This window comes from Citrobacter sp. 50677481 (genome assembly GCF_001463265.1).
GTDB lineage: Bacteria > Pseudomonadota > Gammaproteobacteria > Enterobacterales > Enterobacteriaceae > Citrobacter_A > Citrobacter_A sedlakii.
Window position 1 is genome coordinate 1 of record NZ_LNHZ01000033.1, and the last position, 23,839, is coordinate 23,839.

Sequence of the window (23,839 nt, forward strand, 5' to 3'; positions counted from 1 at the left end):
TCGCGTTTTGGTGCAAAAAAAATCGCCGCGCTACAAACGCGCACTCTGCTGACGCTGCTGAATCAGTAAGGTCAGGTCTTCCCTTACCCGGTCGCGGGTAAGGGGCTAATAACAGGAACAACGATGACAAATCTAAAAAAGCGCGAACGAGCGAAAACCAATGCATCGTTAATCTCTATGGTGCAACGCTTTTCAGATATCACCATCATGTTTGGCGGGCTGTGGCTGGTCTGCGAAGTGAGTGGACGGCCCTTCCTGTATATGCACCTGTTGGTGGCGCTGATTACGCTGGTTGTTTTTCAGATGCTGGGCGGCATGACCGATTTTTACCGATCCTGGCGCGGCGTCAAAATTTCCACAGAACTGACGCTCCTGCTGCAAAACTGGACGCTGAGCCTCGTTTTTTGCGCGGGTCTGGTGGCGTTTAACCAGGATTTCGATAATCGCCTGGGCACCTGGCTGGCGTGGTATCTGTTGAGCAGCATCGGCCTTGTGATCTGCCGTTCGTTTATCCGCTACGGCGCGGGCTGGCTGCGCAACCGCGGCTATAACAAACGCCTGGTGGCGGTAGCGGGCGACCTGCCCGCCGGACAGGCGCTGCTCGACAGTTTTCGCAACGAACCGTGGCTGGGCTTTGAGGTGGTCGGCGTCTATCACGACCCGAAACCGGGCGGTGTATCTTCCGACTGGGCCGGAAATTTTGAACAATTGATTGAGGATGCCAAAGCCTCACGCATCCATAACGTCTATATCGCCATGTCGATGAGCGACGGCGCGCAGGTCAAAAAGCTGGTGCGCGAACTGGCGGATACCACCTGCTCGGTGATCCTTATCCCGGACGTCTTTACCTTCAACATCCTGCATTCGCGCATTGAAGAAGTGAGCGGCGTGCCGGTGGTGCCGCTGTATGACACGCCGCTGTCGGGCATTAACCGACTGCTGAAACGCGCGGAGGATATTGTGCTCGCCTCGCTGATCCTGCTGCTGATTTCACCGGTACTGTGCGGTATCGCGCTGGCGGTGAAGTTGACCTCGCCAGGTCCGGTGATCTTCCGCCAGACCCGCTACGGTATGGACGGCAAGCCGATCAACGTGTGGAAGTTCCGTTCAATGAAGGTGATGGAAAACGACAAGGTGGTTACGCAGGCGACGCAGAACGATCCGCGCGTGACGAAAGTGGGTAATTTCCTGCGCCGCACTTCGCTTGATGAGCTGCCACAGTTTATCAATGTGTTGACCGGCGGGATGTCGATTGTCGGCCCGCGTCCACATGCGGTGGCGCACAACGAACAGTATCGACAACTGATTGAAGGCTACATGCTGCGCCACAAGGTAAAGCCAGGCATTACCGGTTGGGCGCAGATCAACGGCTGGCGCGGCGAAACCGACACGCTGGAGAAAATGGAAAAACGTGTCGAATTCGACCTGGAATACATCCGCGAATGGAGCATCTGGTTCGACATCAAAATCGTTTTTCTGACCGTTTTCAAAGGTTTCGTTAACAAAGCGGCGTATTAAGATGAGCTTACGAGAAAAAACCATCAGCGGCGCCAAATGGTCGGCCATCGCCACGGTCATTATCATCAGTCTTGGGCTGATTCAGATGACCGTGCTTGCGCGGATTATCGATAATCATCAGTTCGGCCTGCTGACCGTCTCGCTGGTCATCATCGCATTGGCAGATACCCTGTGCGACTTCGGCATTGCCAACTCGATTATCCAGCGCAAAACGATCAGTCACCTCGAGCTTACCACCCTGTACTGGCTGAACGTGGGGCTGGGGATTGTGGTGTGCGTGGCGGTATATCTGCTGAGCGATGTTATCGCGGGCGTGTTGCATAATCCGGATCTGTCGCCGCTGATAAAAACCCTTTCGCTGGTGTTTGTCGTGATCCCGCATGGGCAGCAGTTCCGCGCGCTGATGCAAAAAGAGCTGGAGTTCAACAAGATCGGTATGATCGAAACCAGCGCGGTGCTGGCGGGCTTTACTTTCACGGTAGTCAGCGCCCATTTCTCGCCGTTGGCGTTAACCGCGATTCTGGGGTATCTGGTCAACAGTGTCGTGCGCACCCTGCTGTTCGGTTATTTTGGCCGCAAGATTTATCGCCCGGGTCTGCATTTTTCCCTGAAGTCCGTCTCGTCAAACCTGCGCTTTGGCGCCTGGCTGACGGCGGACAGCATCGTCAACTACGTCAATACTAACCTTTCCACGCTGGTACTGGCGCGCATTCTCGGCGCCAGCGTCGCGGGTGGCTACAATCTGGCTTATAACGTGGCGGTGGTGCCGCCAATGAAGCTTAACCCGATCATCACCCGCGTGCTGTTCCCGGCGTTTGCCAAGATTCAGGACGACACGGAAAAGCTGCGCGTGAACTTTTACAAACTGCTGTCCGTTGTGGGAATCATTAACTTTCCGGCGCTGCTCGGGCTGATGGTGGTTGCGGATAACTTCGTGCCGCTGGTGTTTGGCGAAAAGTGGAACAGTATTATCCCGGTGCTGCAACTGCTGTGCATCGTCGGTCTGCTGCGCTCGGTGGGCAACCCGATTGGTTCCTTACTGATGGCGAAAGCGCGGGTGGATATCAGTTTTAAATTCAATGTGTTCAAAACTTTTCTCTTTATTCCGGCAATCATTATCGGCGGGCAGATGGGGGGGGCGATTGGCGTGACGCTGGGCTTCCTGCTGGTGCAGATCGTGAATACCGTACTGAGCTATTTCATCATGATTAAGCCGGTGCTCGGTTCCAGCTACCGCCAGTACATTTTGAGTCTGTGGCTGCCGTTTTATCTCTCGTTGCCCACATTTATCACCGCCTACGGCGCAGGGAAGTTATTTGACAAAGCCTTGCCGCTGTCCGGTGTCTTCACTTTACAGGTCGTGGTCGGAATAGTGAGTTTTATTTTAATGCTTATTTTTTCACGCAACGCGCTGGTCATGGAAATGAAAAGACAGCTGTTCGGCAGTGCAAGAATGAAAAAAATATTACGTGTCGGATGACAGGTAAATAAATCGATAAGAGGCAACTTATGAAATTATTAGTATTAGGCAATCACACCTGTGGGAACCGTGGTGATAGCGCCATTATGCGCGGTTTACTCGATGCCATCCGCCAACAAGAACCTGAAGTCGACATGGATGTGATGAGCCGTTTCCCGGTCAGTTCCGCCTGGTTACAGGGACGGCCAATTATTGCCGATCCGCTGTATCAACTAAGCCAGAAACAGCAGCAGATGACCGGGCTGAATGGCCGGGTCAAAAAAGTGTTGCGCCGTCGCTTTCAACACAAGATTTTACTGGCGAAGGTTGCGCAGGAAGGATCGCTGCGTAACTTTGCGCTAGCGCCGGAATTTGCCGACTTTGCCCGGTTTATCGCCCAGTATGACGCGGTCATTCAGGTTGGCGGCTCTAACTACGTGGACCTGTACGGCCTGACCCATTTTGAGTATCCCTTATGCGCGTTTATGGCGAACAAACCGATTTATATGGTCGGCCATAGCGTCGGGCCTTTCCAGAACCCGGACTTTAATCAGTTGGCTCATTACGTTTTTGGGCGCACTGATGCGCTGATCCTGCGTGAAACGGTCAGCCGCGATTTGATGACCGCCGCCCAAATCGACACCCGTAAAGTGGAACAAGGCGTGGATACCGCATGGCTCGTAGAGCGCCGCCATGATGATTTTGTCGCCAGTTATGCGGTACAGCACTGGCTGGATGTCACCGCGCGAAGAAAAACCGTGGCCATCACCTTGCGCGATCTCGAGCCCTTCGACAAACGTCTGGGCACGACTCAGCAAGCGTATGAGCAGGCTTTTGCGGACGTTGTGAACAGACTGATTGACGATGGCTATCAGGTGCTGGTGCTTTCAACCTGTACCAGTATTGACCGCTATAACCGCGATGACCGCATGGTGGCGCTCCGGATGGCGAAATTTGTGAAGCCATCGGCGCATTTCCATATCGCGATGGATGAACTGAACGATGTGGAACTGGGCAAGATCCTTGCATCCTGTGTTTTGACCATCGGTACTCGTCTGCATTCCGCCATCATTTCGATGAACTTTGGCACGCCCGCTATCGCGATTAACTACGAGCACAAATCCGCCGGGATCATGCAGCAGTTAGGCCTGCCAGAGCTGGCGATTGATATTCGTCACCTGCTGAACGGGTCGCTGCAAGGCGTGGTTGCAGATACGCTGGCGCAACTGCCCGCGCTCAGTGAAAAAGTGGATAACGCCGTCACGCAGGAGCGAACCAAGGGGTTTGCCATGATTAAATCCGTTCTCGACAGAATTCGGGAGGGGCGATGAAGGTCAGCTTTTTTCTGCTGAAATTCCCACTCTCATCAGAGACGTTTGTTCTTAATCAGATCACGGCGTTTATTGATATGGGATTTGATGTGGACATCGTCGCCCTGCAAAAAGGTGATACGCAAAACACCCATGCCGCCTGGGAAAAATACAACCTGGCGGCGAAGACCCGCTGGCTGCAGGATGAACCGCAGGGTCGGCTGGCGAAACTGCGTTACCGGGCATTGAAAACGCTGCCGGGACTGCACCGGGCGGCGACGTGGAAATCACTGAATTTCTCCCGCTATGGCGACGAATCACGCAATCTGATCCTGTCGTCTATTTGCGCGCAGGTGAGCACGCCTTTGCAGGCCGATGTGTTTATCGCGCATTTTGGCCCTGCGGGCGTGACGGCGACCAAGCTGCGTGAACTGGGGGTGATCAGGGGCAAAATTGCGACCATTTTCCACGGCATTGATATCTCCAGCCGTGAGGTTCTGAATCACTACGTCCCTGAATACCAGCAGTTGTTTCAGCGTGGCGACCTGATGCTGCCTATTAGCGACCTGTGGGCTAAGCGCCTGAAAAGCATGGGCTGCCCGGCGGAAAAAATCGCCGTCTCGCGGATGGGGGTGGACATGGCGCGCTTCAGCCATCGCCCGGTGAAAGCGCCCGGCACGCCGCTGGAGATGATCTCTGTGGCGCGTCTGACCGAGAAAAAAGGGCTGCACGTGGCGATAGAAGCCTGTCGCCAGCTCAAAGAGCAGGGCGTCGCGTTTCGTTACCGCATCCTCGGGATGGGGCCCTGGGAACGGCGTTTGCGGACGCTTATCGAACAGTATCAGCTTGAGGACGTGATTGAGATGCCGGGCTTCAAACCGAGCCACGAAGTGAAGGCGATGCTCGACGAGGCGGATCTTTTTTTGCTGCCCTCCATTACCGGGGCGGATGGCGATATGGAAGGCATTCCGGTCGCGCTGATGGAGGCGATGGCGGTGGGGATCCCCGTTGTTTCCACCGTCCACAGCGGTATTCCGGAACTGGTCGAAGCCGGAAAGTCAGGCTGGCTGGTGCCGGAAAACGATGCGCAGGCGCTGGCGGCACAGCTTGCCGGGTTTAGCCAGATCGATCGCGCAACGCTTGAGCCAGTGGTGAAGCACGCACGTGAAAAAGTTGAACACGATTTTAACCAGCAGGTGATCAACCGTCAGTTAGCCAGCCTGCTGCAAACGATGTAAACCGAGGTTGTATGCCAGAAACGACGCTCTCCCGACGCACCTTCCTGGCGGCAGGCTCCGTGCTTGCCGCGCTTCCTGCACTCCATTCTCCTTTTGCCCGCGCCGTGACCGCGGGTAACACTGTCAACATCCAGGACTATAACCCCAAAGACTGGATCGCTTCCTTCAGGCAGGCCTTTGCCGACGCACAAACCGTGCGGGTTCCGGCGGGTCTGGTTTGCGACAACATCAACGCCGCTATTTTTATTCCGCCGGGTAAGACCTTACGGGTAGAAGGGGCGTTGCGCGGCAATGGACGTGGGCGTTTTGTTCTTCAGGACGGCAGCCAGGTTACCGGTGAGAAGGGCGGCAGTTTGCACAATATCACGCTGGACGTGCGCGGCTCTGACTGTGTCATCAGGGATATTGCGATGAGCGGCTTCGGCCCGGTGACGCAAATTTATATCGGTGGGAAAAAACCGCAGGTGATGCGTAATCTGGTCATCGACAACATCACCGTGACCCAGGCGAACTATGCCATCCTGCGCCAGGGTTTTCATAATCAGGTTGACGGCGCGAGGATCACCAACGGGACATTCACTGACTTACAGGGAGACGCCATTGAGTGGAATGTGGCGATTAATGACCGCAACATCCTCATTTCTGACCATGTGATTGAGCGTATTAACTGTACCAACGGCAAGATCAACTGGGGTATTGGGATTGGCCTGGCGGGCAGCACTTACGACAACACCTATCCAGAAACGCAGACGGTTAAAAATTTTGTCGTCGCCAACATCACCGGTTCCGACTGCCGCCAACTGGTACACGTCGAGAACGGCAAGCATTTTGTCATTCGCAACGTAAAGGCGAAAAATATCACCCCCGATTTCAGTAAAAAGGCCGGGATTGATAACGCAACGGTGGCTATTTATGGCTGTGATAATTTCGTCATTGATAATATCGATATGGTAAATAGCGCCGGCATGCTGATTGGCTACGGGGTGGTAAAAGGCAACTACCTGTCGATTCCGCAAAATTTTAAATTGAATAATATCCGCCTGGATAATACCCAACTTGCGTATAAACTGCGCGGAATACAAATTTCATCCGGCAACGCGACTTCGTTTGTCGCCCTCACCAACATCGACATGAAGCGGGCAACGCTGGAGTTACACAACAAGCCTCAGCACCTTTTCTTACGCAATATCAAGGTGATGCAGGAATCCACCGTTGGCCCGGCGCTGAAGATGCATTTTGACCTGCGCAAAGACGTGCGCGGGAAGTTTATGGCCAAAAACGACACCCTGCTGTCGCTGGCGAACGTGCAGGCGGTCAACGAAAAAGGTCAAAGTTCGGTCGACATTGACCGGATAAATCATCAGGTCGTGAATGTGGACGCGATTAACTTCCGGTTGCCGGAGGGGAGGGGGTAGCGCAAGCTACCATAATCTCACTGGATCTCATGTGTTAAAAGATTATAATTGCCTGATTACCGTTAAAGCTGGGGCTGGGCAGCATTGACTACTCAGGGAAGGTTCTCATCTTTATCTTATGTTCTTGTTTGATAACCAGATTAAGTGATTTATGAACAATAACGTTTTGCTTATCGGGGCTTCAGGATTTGTTGGGACTCGTCTTCTGGAAACAGCAGTAGCTGACTTTAACATCAAAAATCTGGATAAGCAGCAGAGTCATTTCTATCCAGAAATCACCCAGATTGGAGATGTCCGCGATCAGCATGCGCTTGATCAGGCGCTCGGCGGTTTTGACACCGTAGTGCTGCTGGCTGCAGAACATCGTGACGATGTCAGTCCAACGTCGCTTTATTATGATGTAAATGTTCAGGGAACACGCAACGTCCTTGCTGCTATGGAAAAAAATGGTGTGAAAAACATCATCTTTACCAGTTCCGTTGCGGTCTATGGATTGAACAAAAAAAATCCAGACGAAACGCACCCGCATGATCCCTTCAACCATTATGGGAAAAGTAAATGGCAAGCGGAGGAAGTGCTTCGTGAATGGCATGCAAAAGAACCTGATGAGCGCTCTCTCACGATCATTCGTCCCACCGTCATTTTCGGCGAACGTAACCGGGGGAACGTTTACAACCTGCTTAAACAGATAGCTGGGGGTAAATTCATGATGGTAGGTTCTGGTACGAACTATAAGTCTATGGCTTACGTTGGTAACATCGTCGAATTCATCAAATACAAGCTCAAAAACGTTAAAGCTGGTTACGAAGTCTACAACTATGTGGATAAACCCGATCTCAACATGAACCAGTTGGTTACTGAGGTTGAGCAAAGTTTGGGTAAAAAAATCCCTTCAGTACATCTGCCATACCCGCTGGGGATGCTGGGCGGCTACTGTTTTGATGTGCTGAGTAAGCTTTCTGGTAAGAAATTTGCTGTCAGTTCGGTACGTGTCAAAAAGTTCTGCGCGACTACGCAATTTGATGCCACAAAAGTGCATTCATCCGGTTTTGTAGCACCTTATTCTTTGTCGCAAGGACTGGATCGGACGCTGAAGTATGAATTTGTTCATGACAAGAAAGACGACATAACGTTTGTTTCTGAGTAATACTATAACGTTATGGTGTCGCTACCTGCGATAATTCGGAAAGCGCTTTGGTAATCATTTTAGTCAGGGTTTTCCGAGAAGTCTGAGTAAAACTGCCGCTGATGGAGTGTAGTGTTAAAAGACACTTTTGACTCGCATGTGTGACTTAAAACACAAAAGACGAGAAATGAGCCAGTTTCTGGCTATCATGTGGTTAAGGCCTATACTTTATCAGCCATTTCAGGGTAGGAAAAAGAATGACGAATTTAAAAGCAGTTATACCAGTAGCCGGGCTCGGTATGCATATGTTACCGGCAACAAAGGCCATACCAAAAGAAATGCTACCCATTGTCGACAAGCCGATGATTCAATACATCGTTGACGAGATCGTGGCTGCAGGGATCAAAGAAATCCTTCTGGTGACCCATGCGTCCAAGAACGCCGTTGAGAACCACTTCGACACCTCCTATGAATTAGAGTCACTCCTCGAGCAGCGCGTGAAACGCCAACTGCTGGCGGAAGTGCAATCCATTTGCCCCCCGGGCGTGACGATCATGAACGTCCGTCAGGCGCAGCCGCTGGGGTTGGGCCATTCCATTCTTTGTGCCCGCCCGGTGATCGGCGATAACCCGTTTGTCGTCGTCCTGCCGGACATCATCATTGATAATGCCAGTGCCGATCCGTTGCGCTATAACCTCGCAGCAATGGTGGCGCGTTTCAATGAAACCGGCCGCAGCCAGGTGTTGGCGAAACGTATGAAGGGTGACCTTTCTGAATACTCCGTCATCCAGACCAAAGAACCGCTGGATAACGAAGGTAAAGTCAGCCGCATTGTCGAATTTATTGAGAAACCGGATCAGCCGCAGACCCTGGATTCCGATCTGATGGCCGTGGGGCGTTATGTGCTTTCCGCAGATATTTGGGCAGAACTGGAGCGCACCGAACCGGGCGCCTGGGGCCGAATTCAATTGACGGATGCGATTGCTAATCTGGCGAAAAAACAGTCGGTTGACGCGATGCTGATGACCGGCGACAGCTACGACTGCGGTAAAAAAATGGGCTACATGCAAGCGTTTGTGAAATATGGACTGCGTAACCTGAAAGAAGGACCGAAGTTCCGTAAGAGCATTGAGAAGTTGCTTAGCGAGTAATCTTAAAAAAGCAATGGTCTTTTGGGCTATCAAACTGAAAACGGCACTAAACATTCATAGTATTGCTGTCAATATACTGAAAATGTTTTAGCCGTTTTTAGTTTTTGGGAAGTCTACGTGTTATCAATAAGTTGCTCAAGAACGCGGGGAAATGTTTTAACAAGATTTTTTCTTGTTTCTAACCTCAATAGGTAAGACAATTAGTGTTTATGTTTTATGGCTAGGTGGCACAACGCTTAGCTCATCAAGCCTGTTAAGTACGCAGTACACTGGTAGCTGTTAAGCCAGGGGCGGTAGCGTGCTTAGACACTGTTAATTATGTTTTAGATAATTTAACTATTATACAATACTCATCAACAAAAAATTAAAAATCCATATGAGCAACATAGCCTTTATAGTGACGAAATCCGAGATAGGTGGGGCACAGACCTGGACGAACGATATGATGAATTTAGTCCGCAAAGGTAATAATGTGCATTTAATTACATCGGAAAAAGGATGGTTGACTGATCAAAACAATTATGATTTTTGCTTTATATTTCCACAACTAAAGAATAAATTTAGCTTGTTTGGCTACTTGAAACTGCTTAAATATCTAAAAAAAAATAAAATAGAGATAATGGTAGCTAGTTCTGCTAATGCAGGTATTTTTTCGAGAATGTGTAAACTGTTTCACCGTTTTAAATGTATATATGTATCTCATGGATGGTCATGCGTTTATAATGGTGGCGTTCTTAAACCAATATTTATTAAAGTCGAAAAATATCTCTCATATTTAACAGACATTATTTGGTGTGTTTCGTATAGCGATGAAAAAAATGCTATAGAGAAAATAGGCATCAAAAGTGAAAAGATTAAAACAGTACACAACTCCGTATCAGGCATACCTAAGAAACTACATTTAGAAAAAAACAAAAAAGTTATTTTCGTAGGCAGGTTGACTCATCCGAAGCGTCCTGAGTTATTAGCTCAGGTTATTTCTAAACATCCTGATATATATCTTGATGTCGCGGGGGGAGGGGAATACTTGGAAAAACTAAAAGAAGATTTTAAAAACTATAATAACATAACTTTTCTTGGAGAAATCTGTTCATTTAACGAATATTTAAACTATGATATCTTCTCACTTATTTCAGATAGTGAAGGCCTTCCAATGTCAGCATTAGAAGCACATAACGCTGGTATACCTCTCCTAATGAGCGATGTTGGGGGATGTAGGGAGTTAGTGGATGGTAACGGTTTGTTGGTTACAAATACCGAAAAAGATATTGAAGAAAAATTACTTAAAATCATTAATGAATATGACAGTTATTTTTTTCAAGCGCAAGCTGAAAAAGAAAAATTTGAATTTAGAAATTACATTGAACAATATAAAGAAATAATTCTATCATAGTCATAGTGTTATCCCCAGGATCTCAAATGAAAATATTAGTTACTGGCGGGGCCGGTTTTATTGGTTCTGCCGTCATTCGCCATATTATAAATAATACACAGGATTGCGTTGTTAATGTAGATAAGTTAACTTATGCTGGAAACCTTGAGTCACTAACCTTTATCGCGAATAATGAACGATATTCTTTTGAACATGCAGATATTTGTGACTCAGAAGCAATGAAGCGTATCTTTAATGAATATCGACCAGATGCTGTGATGCATCTGGCTGCTGAGAGTCATGTAGATCGGTCTATCACTGGACCTGCTGCATTTATCGAAACCAACATCGTCGGTACCTATGTGCTTCTGGAAGCGGCACGCGAATACTGGTCGTCGCTTGATAGTGAGAAAAAGACAGCCTTCCGTTTTCACCACATTTCAACTGACGAAGTCTATGGGGACTTACCGCACCCGGATGAAGTGGAAGTGGGTAGTAAACTTCCGCTGTTTACTGAAACAACAGCGTATGCGCCAAGCAGTCCGTATTCAGCATCAAAAGCGTCAAGCGATCATCTTGTTCGTGCATGGTTACGGACATATGGTTTGCCAACTATTGTGACCAATTGTTCAAACAACTACGGTCCATATCACTTCCCGGAAAAACTGATCCCGTTGGTTATCCTCAATGCACTGGAAGGAAAACCGTTACCTATTTATGGTAAAGGCGATCAGATTCGTGACTGGCTGTATGTTGAAGATCACGCCCGCGCGCTCTATACCGTTGTCACCCAGGGAACGCCTGGTGAGACCTATAATATTGGCGGTCACAACGAGAAGAAAAATCTCGATGTCGTCCATATCATCTGTGATTTGCTGGATGAGATTGTGCCCAAAGAGGGATCGTATCGCGATCAAATCACCTACGTTACGGATCGTCCGGGTCACGATCGCCGCTATGCGATTGATGCTGATAAAATTAGCCGCGAGTTGGGCTGGAAACCGCAGGAAACCTTTGAGAGTGGGATTCGTAAAACTGTGCAGTGGTATTTAGCAAACGCGCAGTGGGTTGAAAACATTAAAAGCGGTGCTTATCAGAGCTGGATCGAACAAAACTATGGGGAACGTCAGTAATGAACATCCTTTTGTTCGGTAAGACAGGGCAGGTGGGCTGGGAGTTGCAACGTTCACTCGCACCATTAGGAAACCTGATTGCGCTTGATGTTCATTCTACCGACTACTGTGGCGATTTTAGTGATCCTGAAGGTGTCGCAGAGACAGTTCGCCGCATCCGCCCCGATGTCATTGTCAATGCAGCAGCGCATACCGCCGTGGATAAAGCAGAAACAGAGGTTGAGTTTGCCCAGTTACTGAACGCAACGAGTGTCGAAGCGATAGCGGAAGCTGCGCAAGAGGTAGGGGCCTGGGTAGTGCATTATTCCACCGACTATGTTTTTCCGGGTACTGGCGAGACACCATGGCGCGAGACAGATGCAACGGCTCCACTAAATGTCTATGGTGAAACAAAGCTGGCAGGTGAAAAGGCACTACAGACGCATTGTTCCCGGCATCTGATATTCCGCACCAGTTGGGTCTATGCAGGTAAGGGCAATAACTTTGCGAAGACCATGTTACGTCTCGCGAAAGAACGCGCTGAAATGGCTGTTATTAACGATCAGTATGGTGCGCCAACGGGGGCTGAGCTGCTGGCGGATTGTACTGCACATGCCATTCGTGTTGCCATGGTTAAACCGGAAGTGGCAGGGCTTTATCATCTGGTGGCCAGTGGTACAACCACCTGGTATGACTATGCTTCTTTTGTTTTCGCCGAAGCGCAGAAATCGGAAGTAAATTTAGCTCTGACCAAGCTTAAAGCGGTCCCAACCAGCTCATACCCGACTCCAGCGAAACGTCCTGCTAACTCCAGACTGAACTCGGATAAATTCCAGAAAACTTTTGATTTAGTCCTCCCGCAATGGGAAACGGGTGTCAAACGTATGCTGGATGAGTTGTTTACAACGACAGCAATTTAACAATTTTTAATGCCCGAATGTGGGCATTTTGTGTTTAAGAGAAGAAGATATGAAAACGCGTAAAGGGATTATTCTCGCTGGTGGCTCCGGCACTCGTCTTTACCCGGTTACAATGGCTGTGAGTAAACAATTGCTGCCTATTTATGATAAGCCAATGATTTACTATCCGCTTTCTACCCTGATGCTAGCGGGTATTCGGGATATTCTCATTATCAGCACTCCACAGGACACGCCACGCTTTGAGCAACTGCTTGGCGATGGTAGTCAGTGGGGATTAAATCTTCAGTATAAAGTGCAGCCAAGCCCTGACGGTCTGGCGCAGGCATTTATCATTGGCGAAGAATTTATTGGTAATGATGATTGTGCATTAGTACTTGGGGATAATATTTTCTACGGTCACGATCTTCCGAAACTGATGGACGCTGCCGTGAATAAAGAAAGCGGGGCGACTGTTTTTGCATATCATGTGAACGACCCCGAGCGCTATGGCGTGGTGGAGTTTGATAAAAATGGTACTGCTATCAGCCTGGAAGAAAAACCGCTTGAGCCAAAAAGCAATTATGCGGTAACGGGGCTTTATTTCTACGATAACAGTGTTGTTGAGATGGCCAGAAATCTGAAGCCTTCCGCGCGTGGTGAACTGGAAATCACCGATATCAACCGTATTTATATGGAACAGGGAAGATTATCTGTTGCCATGATGGGCCGTGGCTATGCCTGGCTGGATACCGGAACGCATCAAAGTTTGATTGAGGCGAGTAACTTTATTGCGACAATCGAGGAACGCCAAGGGTTGAAAGTTTCTTGCCCCGAGGAGATAGCCTTTCGCAAAGGCTTTATTGGCGCAGAGCAGGTTAAAAAACTAGCTGGGCCATTGAATAAAAATGATTATGGGAAATATCTTATCAAAATAATTAAAGGTTATTAAAAAATGAAAGTTATAAAGACAGAATTACCAGATGTAATTATTTTAGAGCCTACTGTTTATTGTGATAATCGTGGATTTTTTTTTGAAAGTTTTAACCAGCGAACTTTTGAAGATGCGATAGGTAGAAGTGTTAATTTTGTACAGGATAATCATTCGAAATCACATAAAGGGGTATTGCGTGGCTTACATTATCAGCTAAATCCACACGCTCAGGGTAAACTTGTGCGATGTGTAGCTGGTGAAGTTTTTGATGTTGCCGTCGATCTTCGAAAATCTTCATTGACCTTCGGTAAATGGATTGGTGTTCATTTATCATCGGAAAATAAACGACAGTTATGGATACCTGAGGGATTTGCTCATGGTTTCTTGGTATTGAGCGAGAGGGCAGAATTTGTTTATAAGACCACGAATTATTACAGTCCTGAAGCGGAACGATCAATAAATTATGCCGATCCTCAGATTAATATTAAATGGCCGCCAAATATAACTTTTAAACTTTCTCCTAAAGACGAAGTTGCACCGGATTTGGCGTTTATTATAAAAAATGAGTTTTTTGAATGAGTGTTATAAAAAACAGCCTTTGGAACGTTGCTGGTTATATTATTCCAGCGATTATAACGGTACCAGCATTAGGCATTCTGGGGAGGGTCTTAGGAGCAGAAACCTTTGGTATATTTACCCTTGCAATGGCGATTGTTGGCTATGCAAGTATTTTTGATGTGGGATTGTCGAGGGCTGTTATCCGTGAAATAGCGCTATTCCGAAATGATAATGAAGAAAAAAGAAAAATAATCTTTACAGCAACATTATTGGTTATGGTAATGGGCGTTATCGCCTCTTTTATCTTATATTCCTCAAGCGATGCTATAACTAATTTATTAAAAATAAGTATTGGTTTACATTTAAGTGTTGTCAATTCTTTGAAGATACTTTCTCTCTCGATTCCTGTATTTTTAATAACTCAAATATGGCTTGCAATTCTAGAAGGTGAGGAAAGATTTGGCGTATTAAACATATACAAATCTGTGACAGGCTCCCTTCTTTCACTTCTTCCTGTCGGCTTCATTTTAGTTTCTCCTACAATAGAATATGCTATTTCCGGTCTTGTTATATCAAGATTAATCTGTCTGGTATTTGCATTTTTTCTGTGCAGAGAAATACTTGTTGAGTCACTTTTTAGGTTCAGCAAAATAACATTAAAGCGGATGCTTATGTTTGGCGGATGGATAACTATAAGCAATATCATAAGCCCATTAATGGCATACTTTGACCGATTTATTGTTTCTAACCAGCTAGGAGCGGCTATGGTTGCTTTTTATACTGCTCCCTCAGAAATTATCGCAAGATTAGGTATTGTTCCCGGTGCATTTGCGCGGGCCATTTTCCCTCGTTTAAGTTCTTCAAAGAATGTCCACGATAGGAAAAAAAATAAAAATCTCGTCACGGTAATTTTGTTTTTAATTACTTTTCCAATATTTGTAGTTGGGAGTATTGTCAGTGATAAATTTATGATATTGTGGATGGGACCTGAATTTTCCGGGACTTCAGCCACGATTTTAATTATTCTTTTAATTGGCTTTGTCTTCAATTCATTAGCACAGGTTCCTTTTGCAAGTATACAATCCCGGGGTTATGCAAAAATTACCGCTTATATACACATGCTTGAGTTGATACCGTATTTGTTAGTTCTGTTTTATTTTATTAAGAGCTTTGGGGTGGTTGGTGCAGCATATGCCTGGAGCATAAGAGTTACAGTGGATTACATATTGCTGTCATTCATCGATAGATGCTTTGATAGGTAACAAAATAATCTACTTATAATAGCTTTCAAAGAAAGTAGGAACTGACTTATTATGATATATGTTATCACTCTTGCTATTATATCAACGCTAGGGCTTTTTGTTGCACTTTATTTAGTTAAATCTAATTTTACATCACCCCTGTCATTACATTGTTTCGCTTGGTTTCTTGTTACATCTACAGGATTGTTCGCTTATGATGAGTTCATAGAGTTTCCCGAAATTAGTTTCTATGCGTTAATGATTTGGTATACAATTGTATACATTATTTTAATTACTGGCGAACTGGTCTCCTTAAAAATAAATAGCACTTTATATTATGAAAACAGAGAATATGTTTGCGGACGATATTGGATTATAGTAATACCACTATCTATCTATACAGTGTATGAAATATATAACGTTGGGAATAACGGACCTGCATCATTTCTCCTCAACTTACGTCTCGCAAATATTATTGAAGATTATGAAGGTGAAAAATTCACCTTGATGACAACTGTCTATCCAGTTTTGATAGCAATGTTTTCAATCGTTTGCATTACTGAAAGAAACAAAAAGAACAAGTATACATTATGGCTATGGATGATTTTATTTTGTATAGGGACTATGGGAAAATTTGCTTTAATCACCCCAATTTTGATTTTCTTAGTGATACGTGAAATGACAGTAGGATTAAATAAAAAGAAGTTGTTTTTTATAGCGCCTGCAATAATTTTCGCTATTCTTTTTATGCATTTTATGAGAATGTCCAGTGGGGAGAGCACAACGGTGAGTTCTGTGTTGGGTATATATATTTACTCTCCACTTTTGGCATTAAGCAAATTATCTGAGCTGAATACAAATGGTGAAGCCGGTGAATATACTTTTAGGTTTCTGATCGCAGTTTTATACAAAACGGGATTATCATCGACTGAACCAGTTAAAACGATTTTAGATTACGTGAACGTACCGGTTCCGACCAATGTATTTACAGTTATGCAACCATTTTACCAAGATTATTCTTTGTTAGGCGTAGCTTTCGGCGCGATTTTATATGGAGTTATATATTCAACAATATATTTGTTGGCCAAAAAAGGTAATCCTCTTGCGTTACTTATTTATGCTAGTTTTGCTATTGGTCTGTTTACCTCATTTTTCGCTGAAACTTTAATAACCAATCTTGCTGGTAATATTAAAGTGGTTATTTGCATGTATTTATTATGGAGATTTACAGTCAAATGCAAGATAAAACAGTAACGATCTTAATGGCAACTTATAATGGAAGCGCATTTATAGAGAACCAAATTCTTTCATTGCAGCAACAGAAATATAAAAACTGGATACTTTATATTCATGATGATGGTTCATCAGATAACACCCTTGATATTATAAAAAGAATGCAGTTAATTGATAGTCGTATTAATCTTATTGAGGATGGTATAACAGGACTTGGTGCGGGTAAAAACTTTCTATCATTAGTAAAGTTTTCGAATACAAATTATACAATTTTTTGCGATCAAGATGATATTTGGCTCGAAAACAAATTAAGCAGTATCATTGCTTATGCTGACAATAAAGGAATGGGAACCAGTAAGTTACCATCGATAGTATATGCTGATGGGTACGCTTTTGATGACAATACGGGGCATATCGATTTTAGTGGTATATCTCATAACCACGCCAATCGATTGAAAGATTTTTTATTTTTCAATGCTGGTTATCAGGGATGTTCGATTTTATTTAATAAAGCAATGGTCGGTATAGTGGCCGATTATCACGGTTATGTTCACTTACATGATGATGTCGTTAGTCTGGTTGCGCATTCGATGGGACACGTATATTTCTTACCTAAAAAGTTAATGCTATATCGACAGCATATGGGTGCTGTGACTGGGCAAAAAAAATTTAATAATAGATTCATTTCAATGTTGACATCTAAGGTCAATTACCTCCTATCGAAAGAGCATTTTTTAGTGAAGAGAGCGTTTTATGAAAATTACTACCATCTCTTAACAGATGATATTAAAAAAGATTTTGAAATCTTCTTCAAATTTTGTGACACAAAAAGCAAGTTTTCCCAAATAATAATATTATTGAAGCATGATTTCCGCTTAAACAATAGCAGAATAAAACTATTGTTAAAATGTATAGTAAGAAGGACCTTTAGCCAATGATCTCAGTATTAACACCTACTTACAATCGTGCCTATACGCTAACGAGGTTATACACTTCGTTAATTAACCAATCGGCTAAATCATTTGAATGGGTTGTTATTGATGATGGCAGTATAGATGATACTGAAAAATTAATAAAAGAATTTCAGAAACAAAATCTAATCAGAATTTTTTATTTTTATCAGACAAATACAGGGAAATCACAAGCTATTAATGCTGGTGTGCAATTATGTGAGGGAAATCATATCCTGATAGTTGATAGCGATGATATTTTAACATATGACGCTATTTCTTGTGTCGAAGATAGTCTAAATCAAGCGGATAAAGATCTTAAAAAAATATCAGGCGTGGCATTTCGTAAAGCCTATTTAGATAAAACCATTATAGGCATTTCTTTTAATGAAGCATCTGACAGCATCTGTTATCTTCCAGCGACTGATGCTGGTCACCTATTTAAAGGAGATCTTGCATATTGCTTTAAGAAAGAGATATTGATGCAGCATCCATTCCCCCACTTTCACAATGAAAAATTTGTACCAGAGTTATATATCTGGAATAAAATTACAGATCATGCCTTAGTAAAGTTTCATAAAAATAAAGCAGTTTACCTCTGTGAGTATCTCGAAGATGGATTATCTTTGAACTTTAAGTCTCAACTATTAGCAAATCCAAAAGGATTTGGTATCTATTATAAAGATCAGTTTAAGCGTGAGACGAGCTACATCCGAAAAATGAAAATGTTGATCCGTTATTTCCAATGTAAATTATACGAGCTTAGAAAATGAAAATTGTATTAGTAATTACAGGCTTGGGTCTGGGAGGTGCAGAAAAGCAGGTATGTTTATTAGCGGATAGACTTACTGAAGCGAAGCATCACGTTTCAATAATTACCCTTACTGGGGAAAATACGGTTCTACCTCATAATGAAAATATCACTATTTACAATGTTAATATGAAAAAAAATCCATTAGGATTGTTATTAGGTGTGATTAAACTGCGAAATATAATTTCTATACTTAAACCTGATGTTGTTCATAGTCATATGTTCCATGCCAATATTATGTCGAGATTATCCAAGCTATTTGGACATTGTACGTATAAACTCATATGTACAGCTCATAGTAAATATGAAGGTGGAAAATTACGCATGCTCAGTTACCGCTTTACTGATTATCTAAGTGACATAAATACAAACGTTAGTAAAGAGGCTCTCCGTGAATACATCGATAAAAAATTTTTTTCTGAAGCTAAATCTATTGTTGTTTATAATGGTGTTGATACTGAAAAATTTTCTTTCAGCATCGAAAAACGTCTTTCCATAAGAAAAATATTGTCTATCGATGTTAATGATAAGTTGATTCTTAGCGTGGGAAGATTAAATCCTGCAAAAGATTATCCAAATTTATTATCAGCCTTCATGCTTTTACCTGATGACTATAAGCTTATTATAATAGGTGAGGGAGAGGTTCGACCGAAAATTGAAAAGATAATTAAAGATCACAATTTAGAGGCTCGTGTTAATTTACTTGGAAGTATAAGTAATGTTTCTGATTATTATTCTGCATGCGATATATTTGTTTTATCCTCCGCTTGGGAAGGTTTTAGCCTAGTTGTTATTGAAGCCATGTCATGTCAGCGAATAGCCGTTTGTACAGATGCTGGCGGAGTGAAAGAAGCTTTTACGAATTCTGATTATATCGTTCCTACCTCAGATGCTAAAGCCCTGGCTAACAAAATCATTGAAGTCGGTAATTTACCAATATCATCAATAAATGAGATAGAAAAGGAAAACAGGAGAAAAGTCGTTGATCATTTCTCAATAAACTCTATAGTTAATCATTGGCTAAATGTTTACAAAAGTAATTTTTGAATATATTAATCAATTACTCAATCCAATAAGCAGTCAAAGATAGCTACATATTATTAATATATGCATAATATTATGTATATGTATGGAAAGGATTATAAATAAGTTTGATGATATGCCTTCGATATATAAGCACTTCAAATAAAATAATTGCATTTCTTATTCTCAACTTTCAGAGGGTTTTATTTGTACGTAAAAAATAATTTCTCCTCGTTCTGATCAAGAAATAATAGCAATGTGAAAGGAAATAGTGGACACAAGGCAATCAATTTGATGAATTTTTTCTATATAAAGATTAGCTTTATATGCTGAAAATATTTTAATAAAATCATGTGGTTTATTTGATTGCAATTGTTTTATAATTAATAAGGTCGGTGTTTATGAGTATTTTAGTTACAGGTGGTGCTGGTTATATAGGTTCTCATACTGTAGTGAGACTGCTTGAAAAAGGTAAAAGCGTTGTTATCATTGACGATTTTAATAATTCCTCACCTGAAGCGTTAATAAGAGTTAAAGATATCACTAATGTAAAATCTACCTTTTATGAGGGCTCAATACTTGATAAACACCTCTTAAAAAGAATATTTAGTGAAAATAATATCACCGATGTTATCCACTTTGCAGGACTTAAATCAGTTGGTGAATCAATATCATATCCTCTAAAATACTATGAGGTGAATATATCCGGAACCTTATGCTTGATAGATGAGATGATTAAACAAAATGTAAATAATTTAATTTTTAGCTCTTCTGCAACTGTATATGGTGAACCAGAAACAATTCCTTTAACTGAGAGCTCACGTATTGGAGGAACTACAAATCCTTACGGTACATCGAAGCTCATGGTTGAGAAGATACTTGAGGATATAGCGCGTGCATATCCTGACTTTAGAGTGACAATCTTGCGCTATTTTAATCCAGTTGCAGCTCATCCCTCTGGAAATATAGGTGAAGACCCTAATGGCATCCCAAATAATCTTATGCCGTATATCTGTCAGGTTGCTGTCGGTAAGCATAAGCAAGTGTCAGTATATGGAAGCGATTATCCAACAAAGGATGGGACTGGAGTCCGTGATTTTATACATGTTATGGATCTCGCTGAAGGTCATATTGCTGCGTTAGATCATAGAAACGAAGGACCAAATCATAAAGTTTATAATCTCGGAACGGGTAAAGGTTATTCAGTTCTGGAACTCTTAACCGCTTTTGAACGAGTAACCTCTCGCACTGTACCTTATACTTTAAGTGAAAGACGCTCTGGAGATATCGCCGAATGTTGGTCCGATCCTGCGAAAGCAGAAAAAGAGCTTGGATGGAAAGCGAGGCGAGGCTTGGATGATATGATTCGAGATTCTTGGAATTGGCAGCAAAAGAATCCAAATGGTTATAAAAAGGACTAAATAAGCCGAAAGCATTTTTAGCTAATAGCAAGAATAATCAATTTTTATGTATTCTGAGTTAACATGATACCAATATTGATCTGCGATAATGTATCGCAGTACCACCCCTGACAGGAGTATGTAATGTCCAAGCAACAGATCGGCGTCGTCGGTATGGCAGTGATGGGGCGCAACCTGGCGCTCAACATCGAGAGCCGTGGTTATACCGTCTCTGTTTTCAACCGCTCCCGTGAAAAGACCGAAGAAGTGATTGCCGAAAATCCCGGTAAGAAACTGGTGCCTTATTACACGGTGAAAGAGTTCGTTGAATCCCTTGAAACGCCTCGTCGCATCCTGTTAATGGTGAAAGCTGGTGCGGGCACGGATGCAGCCATCGATTCGCTGAAACCTTATCTTGATAAGGGCGACATCATCATTGACGGCGGTAACACTTTCTTCCAGGACACCATTCGCCGTAACCGCGAACTGTCCGCAGAAGGGTTTAACTTTATCGGTACCGGTGTCTCCGGCGGTGAAGAGGGCGCGTTGAAAGGGCCATCTATCATGCCTGGCGGCCAGAAAGAAGCGTACGAACTGGTTGCCCCGATTCTGACGAAAATCGCTGCAGTAGCGGAAGATGGCGAACCTTGTGTAACCTATATCGGTGCTGACGGCGCAGGCCACTATGTGAAGATGGTCCATAACGGTATTGAATACGGCGATATGCAACTGATTGCTGAAGCCTATTCACTGCTGAAGGGGGGTCTGAATCTCAGCAATGAAGAGCTGGCCAGCACCTTTACGGAATGGAACAACGGTGAACTGAGCAGCTACCTGATCGACATCACCAAAGACATCTTCACCAAAAAAGATGAAGACGGTAAATACCTTGTTGATGTCATCCTGGATGAAGCGGCCAACAAAGGTACCGGTAAATGGACCAGCCAGAGTTCGCTGGATCTCGGCGAACCGCTGTCCTTGATCACCGAATCGGTCTTTGCGCGTTATATCTCTTCGCTAAAAGAGCAGCGCGTTGCTGCTTCAAAAGTATTAACGGGGCCGAAAGCGCAGCCGGCAGGGGATAAAGCGGAATTTATCGAGAAAGTGCGCCGCGCGCTGTACCTCGGTAAAATCGTTTCTTATGCTCAGGGCTTTTCACAACTGCGCGCTGCGTCTGATGAGTACAACTGGGATCTCAACTACGGTGAAATCGCGAAGATTTTCCGTGCGGGTTGCATCATTCGTGCGCAGTTCCTGCAGAAGATCACCGATGCCTACGCGCAAAATGCCGGTATCGCCAACCTGTTGCTGGATCCGTACTTCAAAAACATTGCGGATGAATATCAGCAGGCACTGCGTGACGTCGTGGCTTACGCGGTGCAGAACGGTATCCCTGTACCTACGTTCTCTGCGGCAGTCGCTTACTACGACAGTTACCGTGCGGAAGTCCTGCCTGCTAACCTGATCCAGGCGCAGCGTGACTACTTTGGCGCACATACCTATAAGCGTACTGATAAAGAAGGCGTTTTCCACACCGAATGGTTGGATTAATTCCTTTTAGCTTACAAAGCCCGGTTTTTTAACCGGGTTTTTTTTATCCGAATTCTTATTGCTTTATTTCTGTTGCTTCATATTAACTTAATATTATTGCTTTAGTCTGATAAAGAAAATCTTAATTGTGCCAGGCTTCGTTGACACTCTATTCGTTCGGACGCTAAAACAATAATAACGCGTCAGGGCTACAACTAGTCATGACATCATTATAAGTTAATTCTGAGAGCATGAAATGAAAATCACCATTTCCGGTACCGGATATGTTGGCCTGTCCAACGGTCTGCTTATCGCACAGCATCATGATGTTATTGCGTTAGACATCGTTCCTTCCCGGATAGAAATGTTAAATGATCGGATATCTCCGATTGTCGATAAAGAAATACAGCAATTTTTGCAGTCTGAAAAAATTAACTTTAAGGCGACATTAGATAAAAATGAAGCCTATAAAAACGCGGATTACGTTATCATCGCCACGCCGACAGATTACGATCCTAAAACGAACTACTTCAATACCACCAGCGTTGAATCTGTCATTCAGGATGTTCTTGAAATCAATCCCGATGCGGTAATGGTTATAAAATCTACCGTTCCGGTAGGCTTTACCGCCTCGATGAGCAAGAAGTTCAACACCCAAAATATCATTTTCTCACCGGAATTCCTGCGAGAAGGGAAGGCGCTTTATGACAACCTGCATCCTTCCCGAATCGTGATCGGCGAGCGCTCCGAACGGGCCGAGCGCTTTGCAGCGCTTCTTCAGGAAGGCGCCGTTAAGCAAGATATCCCGACCTTGTTCACCGACTCCACGGAAGCGGAAGCGATCAAGCTTTTTGCTAATACCTATCTGGCCATGCGGGTTGCGTATTTTAATGAACTGGATAGCTATGCCGAAAGTCTGGGACTGAACACGCGTCAGATCATCGAAGGCGTATGTCTGGACCCGCGAATTGGTAATCACTATAACAACCCGTCGTTTGGCTATGGGGGTTACTGTCTGCCAAAAGATACCAAGCAGCTCCTGGCGAACTACCAGTCCGTTCCCAACAATATTATCTCCGCGATTGTCGATGCTAACAGAACGAGAAAGGACTTTATCGCCGACGCTATTTTGGCCAGAAAGCCAAAAGTCGTGGGCATCTATCGCTTGATCATGAAAAGCGGATCGGACAACTTCCGCGCCTCTTCCATCCAGGGGATCATGAAGCGCATTAAAGCGAAAGGGGTGGAAGTGGTCATTTATGAACCGGTGATAAAAGAGGACACCTTTTTTAATTCGCGCATAGAACGCGATTTAACCCGGTTTAAGCAGCGAACGGATGTCATTATCTCTAACCGTATGGCTGAAGAATTAAAGGATGTAGTAGAAAAAGTCTACACCCGCGATCTGTTTGGCAGTGATTAAAGGATTTGTAACCAGGGAAAGGAATCCCTCATAAAGCCTCGTAAAATTACGTTTTTTATCAAATTTCTTATAGCATCCCGGCATTTTATCGTTACACTGTACCACCATAAGTCTTTTCCTATTCAGGGTATTGATATAA

The 23,839-nt window shown here is 44.3% G+C and carries 20 protein-coding genes; all 20 read left to right on the top strand.

The annotated features are described in order from the left end of the window. The first annotated feature begins 123 nt into the window (after positions 1-123). The 20 genes from wcaJ to ugd all read left to right on the top strand — a co-directional run bounded on the left by wcaJ (position 124) and on the right by ugd (position 23,700). Positions 124-1,518, top strand: a complete 1,395-nt coding sequence (gene wcaJ / locus APU02_RS08520) for an undecaprenyl-phosphate glucose phosphotransferase (protein ID WP_042284302.1) — start codon at positions 124-126, stop codon at positions 1,516-1,518. A gap of 1 nt (position 1,519) precedes the next feature. Then, positions 1,520-2,998, top strand: a complete 1,479-nt coding sequence (wzxC, locus tag APU02_RS08525) for a colanic acid undecaprenyl disphosphate flippase WzxC (protein WP_060569809.1) — start codon at positions 1,520-1,522, stop codon at positions 2,996-2,998. Between the two features lie 29 nt (positions 2,999-3,027). Then, a complete protein-coding gene (wcaK, locus tag APU02_RS08530; protein WP_042284295.1) occupies positions 3,028-4,308 on the top strand; it encodes a colanic acid biosynthesis pyruvyl transferase WcaK in 1,281 nt (426 codons plus the stop codon). Next, positions 4,305-5,525, top strand: a complete 1,221-nt coding sequence (gene wcaL / locus APU02_RS08535) for a colanic acid biosynthesis glycosyltransferase WcaL (RefSeq protein WP_060569810.1) — start codon at positions 4,305-4,307, stop codon at positions 5,523-5,525. Before wcaK ends, wcaL begins: the two co-directional genes overlap by 4 nt. 11 nt (positions 5,526-5,536) lie before the next feature. After that, complete coding sequence (wcaM, locus tag APU02_RS08540) at positions 5,537-6,940, top strand: colanic acid biosynthesis protein WcaM (RefSeq protein ID WP_060569811.1); 1,404 nt, start codon at positions 5,537-5,539, stop codon at positions 6,938-6,940. Between the two features lie 151 nt (positions 6,941-7,091). After that, positions 7,092-8,087 carry an SDR family oxidoreductase gene (locus tag APU02_RS08545; protein ID WP_060569812.1) on the top strand — a complete coding sequence of 332 codons (996 nt, stop codon included), beginning with the start codon at positions 7,092-7,094 and terminating at the stop codon, positions 8,085-8,087. A gap of 236 nt (positions 8,088-8,323) precedes the next feature. Further along, the gene (galF, locus tag APU02_RS08550; RefSeq protein WP_060569813.1) at positions 8,324-9,217 is read left to right on the top strand and encodes a UTP--glucose-1-phosphate uridylyltransferase GalF; all 894 of its coding nucleotides are present in this window, start codon (positions 8,324-8,326) and stop codon (positions 9,215-9,217) included. A gap of 376 nt (positions 9,218-9,593) precedes the next feature. Beyond that, the gene (locus tag APU02_RS08555; RefSeq protein WP_042284283.1) at positions 9,594-10,610 is read left to right on the top strand and encodes a glycosyltransferase; all 1,017 of its coding nucleotides are present in this window, start codon (positions 9,594-9,596) and stop codon (positions 10,608-10,610) included. Between the two features lie 26 nt (positions 10,611-10,636). Beyond that, positions 10,637-11,722, top strand: coding sequence for a dTDP-glucose 4,6-dehydratase (rfbB, locus tag APU02_RS08560; RefSeq protein WP_042284280.1), 1,086 nt, complete (start codon positions 10,637-10,639; stop codon positions 11,720-11,722). Beyond that, a complete protein-coding gene (gene rfbD / locus APU02_RS08565) occupies positions 11,722-12,621 on the top strand; it encodes a dTDP-4-dehydrorhamnose reductase (RefSeq protein WP_042284278.1) in 900 nt (299 codons plus the stop codon). Before rfbB ends, rfbD begins: the two co-directional genes overlap by 1 nt. 49 nt (positions 12,622-12,670) lie before the next feature. Further along, complete coding sequence (rfbA, locus tag APU02_RS08570; protein WP_042284277.1) at positions 12,671-13,549, top strand: glucose-1-phosphate thymidylyltransferase RfbA; 879 nt, start codon at positions 12,671-12,673, stop codon at positions 13,547-13,549. A 3-nt stretch (positions 13,550-13,552) separates the two neighbouring features. Continuing rightward, complete coding sequence (rfbC, locus tag APU02_RS08575) at positions 13,553-14,110, top strand: dTDP-4-dehydrorhamnose 3,5-epimerase (RefSeq protein ID WP_060569814.1); 558 nt, start codon at positions 13,553-13,555, stop codon at positions 14,108-14,110. Next, positions 14,107-15,351 carry a flippase gene (locus tag APU02_RS08580; RefSeq protein ID WP_042284275.1) on the top strand — a complete coding sequence of 415 codons (1,245 nt, stop codon included), beginning with the start codon at positions 14,107-14,109 and terminating at the stop codon, positions 15,349-15,351. Before rfbC ends, APU02_RS08580 begins: the two co-directional genes overlap by 4 nt. A 51-nt stretch (positions 15,352-15,402) precedes the next feature. Beyond that, entirely contained in the window at positions 15,403-16,584 is a 1,182-nt protein-coding gene (locus APU02_RS08585; RefSeq protein ID WP_042284274.1) for an O-antigen polymerase, read from the top strand. Next, the gene (locus APU02_RS08590) at positions 16,566-17,501 is read left to right on the top strand and encodes a glycosyltransferase (protein ID WP_042284273.1); all 936 of its coding nucleotides are present in this window, start codon (positions 16,566-16,568) and stop codon (positions 17,499-17,501) included. Before APU02_RS08585 ends, APU02_RS08590 begins: the two co-directional genes overlap by 19 nt. Beyond that, entirely contained in the window at positions 17,498-18,286 is a 789-nt protein-coding gene (locus tag APU02_RS08595) for a glycosyltransferase family A protein (RefSeq protein WP_042284272.1), read from the top strand. The genes APU02_RS08590 and APU02_RS08595 overlap by 4 nt, the downstream gene beginning before the upstream one ends. Beyond that, positions 18,283-19,371 carry a glycosyltransferase gene (locus tag APU02_RS08600; protein ID WP_042284269.1) on the top strand — a complete coding sequence of 363 codons (1,089 nt, stop codon included), beginning with the start codon at positions 18,283-18,285 and terminating at the stop codon, positions 19,369-19,371. The genes APU02_RS08595 and APU02_RS08600 overlap by 4 nt, the downstream gene beginning before the upstream one ends. 377 nt (positions 19,372-19,748) lie before the next feature. Continuing rightward, positions 19,749-20,768 carry a UDP-glucose 4-epimerase GalE gene (gene galE, locus APU02_RS08605; RefSeq protein ID WP_060569815.1) on the top strand — a complete coding sequence of 340 codons (1,020 nt, stop codon included), beginning with the start codon at positions 19,749-19,751 and terminating at the stop codon, positions 20,766-20,768. 123 nt (positions 20,769-20,891) lie between these two features. Next, entirely contained in the window at positions 20,892-22,298 is a 1,407-nt protein-coding gene (gndA, locus tag APU02_RS08610) for an NADP-dependent phosphogluconate dehydrogenase (protein ID WP_042284264.1), read from the top strand. Positions 22,299-22,533: 235 nt separating this feature from the next. Next, positions 22,534-23,700 carry a UDP-glucose 6-dehydrogenase gene (gene ugd, locus APU02_RS08615; protein ID WP_042284261.1) on the top strand — a complete coding sequence of 389 codons (1,167 nt, stop codon included), beginning with the start codon at positions 22,534-22,536 and terminating at the stop codon, positions 23,698-23,700. Positions 23,701-23,839: the final 139 nt, after the last annotated feature.